This window comes from Ferdinandcohnia sp. SAFN-114 (assembly GCF_059415045.1).
In genome coordinates this window covers 1-5,409 of record NZ_JBPFDQ010000158.1, presented here as the reverse complement: position 1 = coordinate 5,409, position 5,409 = coordinate 1, and the positions used below count along the sequence as shown (strand labels likewise).

The window sequence follows — 5,409 nt, the reverse complement described above, 5'->3', positions numbered from 1 at the left end:
TCAAATTAATGAAAAAGTGTTAAATTTAATATGGATAGGTGTTTTATATATGTCTCATTTGGCTAGGTCAGTTCAAATATCGTTGTTTTTATTATTATGATAACATAAAAACAAGCCGCTTCATGTAGAAGTGGCTTAATCAATATTACCTAAAACATCAAGTATGCCTTGTGATTGTATGAAATCTTTTGCTTCCTGGTCTCCAAGTCGATAAATCATCTGAAAAACCTGAAGCATATTTGAGTCGTACTTATCATTCGATGAATCATTATGATATTCCACAAAAGGAACATGTGCACGTAAAAATCCTTCTACTTCGTTTGCATAATTCGAATCAAAAAGCTTTCGCAGTTGATGAATTTCCTCGTCCGTTGCTTCAATTTTATACTCCCAAGAAGACCCAGACTTTACTTGAGATATTTCCCCACTCCCTACAGCAATATAATAGGTTTTCTTTGACTGTTGTTCCACTATGGTCACTCCTAACAGTGATTTACGTTATTTTAGCTTTTTCCTCTCGTGTAAAAAATATTCAACATTCATTATGGCCTTTGCCTAAATTTCATTAAAATTAGTATCTTTTAAGACATTCCCCCATATACTAATTTCCAAGAAAACATGTGAAATAAGCATGCAAAGGGGAAAACACTTATGAAAATAATTGACGAAATTTATGAACTATATAGAGATAAATTAACAGGTGATGAAGAAGATGCGGACATCATTGCTTTTTCCGTGCTTGAACAATTTGAACGTGAAGATCTGATAGATCTTTTAAGAGATTTAACTGATCAAGAATTGCGAAACTTAGTTGGTTTCTACATGATAGAAAACCTTAAAGCAAAAATGGCACGTGATGGAATTGGTCAATCAAAAATGATGACGATTAATGAGTTGAGAGATATACATTAAAAGGATTGTCGCTCTGACAATCCTTCCTAAATCAGTATTATAATTTACTTACGATCCTTAATGCGTCCCCAATAGACTCTTTATTAACATCATAATGAGTGACGAATCGGACAAGTTTAGGTCCAAATGTTGAAACCAATACACCATGTTCTTTTAATAAAGCGACAAATTGACTAGAGGTTAAGCCTCTTTCACTCACATCCACTAAAATGATATTGGTGTCAATCTGATTTACGACTTCGATCCCCTTTGTATTCCCTAGTCCTTCTGCAAGAAATTTTGCATGTTCATGATCGATTGCAAGACGGTCAACCATCGTACGTAGTGCAACAAGTCCTGGGGCCGCAATAATCCCAACCTGTCTTAAACCTCCACCAAGACGCTTTCTCCACTTCCTTGCTTGCTTAATAAACTCCTCGCTTCCAGCGATGATAGAACCTACCGGAGCACCTAATCCTTTTGATAAACAAAATTGAACAGTATCCGTATATTGCGCAATGTCCTTTACAGGTCGTCCCAATGCTACCGCTGCATTGAATAGACGGGCACCATCCAAATGAACAGGTATATGATTTGCAGATGCAACATGATGAATCGCTGCCATATTATCAAGCGGGATGACTGCACCACCCGCTCGATTATGTGTATTTTCAATACAAATCAAGCCGGTTTCAGGGTTATGGACATCATCCTCTTGAATAGCAGACTCTACTTCTCTAGGGTCCATTGCGCCTCTATCCCCTTTAATTGTGCGGGGCTGTACTCCAGCAAACGCAGATATCGCAGCACCTTCGTAATTAAAAATATGAGAATCTTGTTCAACGATGATTTCATTCCCTTTTCGTGTATGAGTTAGCACAGCAATTTGATTGCCTTGAGTTCCACTCGTCACAAATAATGCCGCTTCCTTCCCAAGCATATCAGCTGCTGTTTGTTCTAACTCTCTTACTGTTGGATCTTCTTGATAGACATCATCTCCAACCTCAGCTTCATAAGCTGCTTTTCTCATTTCGGCTGTTGGCTTTGTGACTGTATCACTTCGTAAATCGATCATATTTCTCTCCTCCCCTACTAAAAAAGTATAACAAAACCCTTCTTTCTACAAGAAAGAAGGGCAAACTATTTTTTATTTTCCTAAAAAGGATTGTAGCATCCAAATATGCTTTTCAAGTGATTGGTGAATTGCAAGGAGCATATCCCCTGTAGTTTCATCATCCACATCACCAGCTACTTTCATACCTTCCTTTAATTCTCCCGTTAATATAGAAAAATCATTTGAGATAGTAGAAACCATTTCATCGGCATTTTCATTACCATTTGCTTCCTGAATGGAAGACAATTCTAGAATCTCTTTCATTGTAGCAACAGGTTGTCCACCAATTGCCAATAATCTCTCAGCTAACTCATCAATATGAACTGCGGACTCATTGTACAATTCCTCAAATTTTTCATGAAGGGTGAAGAAATTAGAACCTTTCACATACCAATGATAATTATGTAGCTTAATGTAAAGCACACTCCAGTTTGCAACTTGCTTATTTACCATTTCCACTAATTGTGTTGACATTTATATCTCCTCCTTATTGTTAACATACCCCCTTTATAACACTGTGAAACATAAATTTTGGTTTTGTTTCTTGACAAATTTCATACTTTTTCAATTTAATTGGAATATCAATATCTTCTATCATTTTTCATGTTAAAATAAAGGAGAATAAGAGGAGGTTGCTATGTTTACAGTATTAATTATTTCAATCATTATTGTTTTTGTAGTCTTGTTTTTAGCAGTTAGTACGACATCCAAAGCATATAAGTACAAACATACAGTAGATGATTTAGAGGATAATCCATATTTAAACCAACCTGAAAATAAGGAGAATTCTGATGGAAAATAAACTTCTTCAAGAACTTTCAAATAATTGGTTAATTGAGGCAACAATTGATTCCATCCAAGAAAAGTTTGAAAAAGAAGAATTAACGGCCAAACAATTGGTACTTATGTATTTACATAGAATTGCAAACTATGACTCATCACTGCGTTCCATCATAGAATTAAATCCAGATGCTATGCAAATCGCAATGGCTCTGGATACGGAGCGTAAAGAAATTGGACCACGCGGATCGCTTCACGGAATACCAGTATTACTAAAAGATAATCTAGATACGAACGATAAGATGCACACATCTGCTGGCTCACTCGCTTTAGCTGACTCATGTGCCTCAGAAGATTCATATGTTGCGTATCTCTTAAGAGAAGCCGGCGCCATTATTTTAGGCAAAACTAATATGACTGAATGGGCGAATTTCATGACAGAAGGGATGCCTAGTGGATATAGCTCCCGAGGTGGGCAAACATTAAATCCATATGGACCTGGTAAATTTGATGTTGGAGGCTCAAGCGCTGGTTCTGGCTCAGCCATTGCCGCAAATTTTGCAGTTGTTGCAGTTGGTACTGAAACATCAGGCTCCATTTTAAGTCCTTCAAGTCAAAACTCACTTGTCGGCATAAAGCCAACCTTAGGATTAATAAGCCGCGCAGGAATTATTCCAATTGCTCATACACAAGATACTGCAGGACCAATGGCACGTACAGTAAAGGATGCTGCTTACCTATTAACCGCAATGGTAGGAGTAGATGAGCGTGACCCAATCACTTACACAGGCAAAACATTAACCTCTACCGATTTTACCCAATTTTTAGATGTGGATGGGCTAAAAGGTGCACGAATTGGAATTGCTAGGGAGGTTTATTTTGACTACCTTAGCGTGGAAAAACGAGCAGTATTGGATAATGCCGTAAAGGTACTCGAAGAACTTGGGGCAACTGTTATTGAGGATGTAAAAATTCCTTCTTCCAAAAACAAGTGGAGCTATGATGTATTAACCTATGAATTTAAGGTTGACCTAAATGCTTATTTACGAAACTTAGAGCCTTCCGTAAAAGTTCGAAATTTATCTGACTTGATTGCATTCAACAAGGATAATGAAGATAAAATGTTAAAGTACGGTCAGATTATTTTGGAAGAGGCAGAAAAAACGAGTGGCACGTTAACAGAAAAAGAATACCTTGATGCACTTGAAAATGATCATTATCATTCAACGGAAAATGGAATTGATTTTGTTTTAAATGAGCATCAATTAGATGCAATTGTATTCCCTAATAATATTGGAGCAAGTATACCTGCTAAAGCTGGTTATCCATCAATAACAGTACCTGCGGGATATACACCCGAAGGAGAACCAGTTGGAATCACCTTCACAGGAACTGCCTTTTCGGAAGCAACACTGATAAAATTGGCATATGCATACGAACAAGAAACCAAACATCGGATTCCACCAAAACTATAAAACCTCAGCCAAAGTGGCTGAGGTCTTTTTATTATCCGAATACCTTTTGAAGGTCTTCTTTTGATTGTGTTAGCCAAAAACGCATGAGGCGCTTTGCCCCTTCTAAGTCATGAAGCTTCGCTTGACCACATTGAGTTTCATTTGCTGCAGGGATTTCTGTAATTTCTACAGCACTTTGCATTGTTGCTTCTAACAGGTCAATAATTTCAGAAACTGTTGGTTCCCCACTCACAACTAAATAATAACCTGTTTGACACCCCATAGGAGAGATATCAATAATATCAAAGTGATCATATTTCTCACAATGCTCACGAAGGTTAAATGCTAATAGATGTTCAAGTGTATGAATAACGTCTGGCTTCATAGCCTGTTTATTTGGCTGACAAAAACGAATATCAAACTTATTTACAACTCCATCTGTACCTACCTTGTGTACACCACAATGTCTTACATACGGAGCTTTAACTGCACAATGATCTAGTTCAAAGCTTTCTACTGATGGCATTCTCTTCACTCCCTAAATATCTTTTAGAGGATTACAAAAAGTCGACCGAAAATGACATTTCTTAGGCATGTTTATCTGTTCCTCACGTATCAACTTCATACGCTGCGGTACTCAAAACTTCGCCGCCTTGAACATCTCAGTCCTTTACTCTTCTTTTTGTACCTGCATTTATATCTATCATAACGCTATTTCCGATTTTTTTCATCTATTTAATTTGAATTGGAAAAAATTCGATGTGTCATATACACGTAACTTTTTTGGACAACCTTTAAAGATGCTTTTATCCACTACCTATAGTATAGTATAAGTTACTTAAACCAAGTAAGGGAAGTAGAAAAAATTGCTTCAAGCGATATTTATAGGTGTAATTCGTTTCTATCAAAAATTTATATCCCCATTAAAACCACCAACTTGTCGCTTTTATCCGACTTGTTCTCAATATGGACTTGAAGCCATTAAACGCTTTGGTGCATTTAAAGGTGGCTGGCTGACCATAAAACGTATATTAAAATGTCATCCACTCCACCCAGGCGGGATTGACTTTGTACCCGAAAAAAAGGAAGGTAAGCATTGAACTGACCTAGCCAAATGAGACATATATAAAACACCTATCCATATTAAATTTAACACTTTTTCATTAATTT

The 5,409-nt window shown here is 36.9% G+C and carries 8 protein-coding genes; 4 read left to right on the top strand and 4 right to left on the bottom strand.

What is annotated here, in order from left to right; translation table 11 throughout:
• Positions 1 to 135: 135 nt before the first annotated feature.
• Positions 136 to 474: a hydrolase gene (locus ACR65M_RS26355; protein ID WP_207899910.1), complete on the bottom strand. Its 339-nt coding sequence runs from the start codon at positions 472 to 474 to the stop codon at positions 136 to 138.
• Positions 475 to 651: 177 nt separating this feature from the next.
• Between ACR65M_RS26355 and ACR65M_RS26350 the strand changes: the two genes are divergently transcribed.
• Positions 652 to 912: a DUF6154 family protein gene (locus ACR65M_RS26350; RefSeq protein WP_099351906.1), complete on the top strand. Its 261-nt coding sequence runs from the start codon at positions 652 to 654 to the stop codon at positions 910 to 912.
• A 37-nt stretch (positions 913 to 949) separates the two neighbouring features.
• On the opposite strand, the gene ltaE is transcribed toward ACR65M_RS26350, so the two are convergent.
• Both ltaE and ACR65M_RS26340 read right to left on the bottom strand, forming a co-directional pair.
• Positions 950 to 1,966, bottom strand: a complete 1,017-nt coding sequence (gene ltaE / locus ACR65M_RS26345) for a low-specificity L-threonine aldolase (protein WP_440274885.1) — start codon at positions 1,964 to 1,966, stop codon at positions 950 to 952.
• A 72-nt stretch (positions 1,967 to 2,038) separates the two neighbouring features.
• Positions 2,039 to 2,479: a Dps family protein gene (locus tag ACR65M_RS26340; RefSeq protein WP_341330573.1), complete on the bottom strand. Its 441-nt coding sequence runs from the start codon at positions 2,477 to 2,479 to the stop codon at positions 2,039 to 2,041.
• A gap of 163 nt (positions 2,480 to 2,642) precedes the next feature.
• On the opposite strand from ACR65M_RS26340, the gene ytzI reads away from it, so the two are divergent.
• Both ytzI and ACR65M_RS26330 read left to right on the top strand, forming a co-directional pair.
• Positions 2,643 to 2,807 carry a YtzI protein gene (gene ytzI / locus ACR65M_RS26335; protein ID WP_121447338.1) on the top strand — a complete coding sequence of 55 codons (165 nt, stop codon included), beginning with the start codon at positions 2,643 to 2,645 and terminating at the stop codon, positions 2,805 to 2,807.
• Positions 2,797 to 4,260: an amidase family protein gene (locus ACR65M_RS26330; RefSeq protein WP_440274884.1), complete on the top strand. Its 1,464-nt coding sequence runs from the start codon at positions 2,797 to 2,799 to the stop codon at positions 4,258 to 4,260. The genes ytzI and ACR65M_RS26330 overlap by 11 nt, the downstream gene beginning before the upstream one ends.
• Positions 4,261 to 4,291: 31 nt before the next feature.
• Here the strand turns inward: ACR65M_RS26330 and ACR65M_RS26325 are convergent, their stop codons facing one another.
• Positions 4,292 to 4,765 (bottom strand): S-ribosylhomocysteine lyase, encoded by a 474-nt coding sequence (locus tag ACR65M_RS26325; RefSeq protein WP_121447336.1) that lies wholly within the window; start codon positions 4,763 to 4,765, stop codon positions 4,292 to 4,294.
• Between the two features lie 340 nt (positions 4,766 to 5,105).
• Here ACR65M_RS26325 and yidD point away from each other — a divergent pair, with 340 nt between their 5' ends.
• On the top strand, positions 5,106 to 5,339 hold the full coding sequence (gene yidD / locus ACR65M_RS26320; protein WP_440274883.1) for a membrane protein insertion efficiency factor YidD: 234 nt from the start codon (positions 5,106 to 5,108) through the stop codon (positions 5,337 to 5,339).
• Positions 5,340 to 5,409: the final 70 nt, after the last annotated feature.